1 protein-coding gene is annotated in these 524 nt (G+C 56.1%); it reads right to left on the reverse strand.

Annotation, left to right across the window (positions count from 1 at the left end; translation table 11 throughout):
- Positions 1 to 16: 16 nt before the first annotated feature.
- Positions 17 to 524 (reverse strand): transketolase C-terminal domain-containing protein (locus tag ACYQ8U_RS23190; RefSeq protein ID WP_459947925.1); only part of this gene is annotated, 508 nt, incomplete at its 5' end.

The raw sequence follows: 524 nt of genomic DNA on the forward strand, positions 1-524 counted from the left end.
GTCTTTGACTGGCATATTATACTCCCCTCCCCTGGATAACCCGGAGAAGTCTCTTGATATCTGACGGGGTAATGAGTTGTCCATCGATGCGGTTGGCAAGAAAGACCCGGTTCGGTTTTTCCACCGCCGCCTTCACCTGGGCCAGAACCTGGCCCATATTCATCTCGACCACCAGCACCGCCTTGGCGCCGGCACATTTTTCCCGGACCAGTTCCGCCGGGAAGGGCCAGATGGATTGCAGCTCGAGGACGCCGATCTTTTCGCCTTTCACCCGCCGGTTTTTCGCCAGGTGGATGGCCGATCTGGCCGAAGAGCCGTAGGAGACGAGGATATATTCCGCATCCTCCATAAAATGTTCCTTATGACGGGTGATGGCGTTAACGTTGTTTTCAATCTTGTCGATCAGATGGCGGAGCAGCTCGCTGACTACCTTCGGGTTGTTCGAGGGAAAGCCCCACATATCGTGAAACAGCCCGGTGACATTGTAGCGGTGCTCGCCGCCGAAATCGGACATCGGCAGACGC

This window comes from Desulfocastanea catecholica, assembly GCF_054657295.1.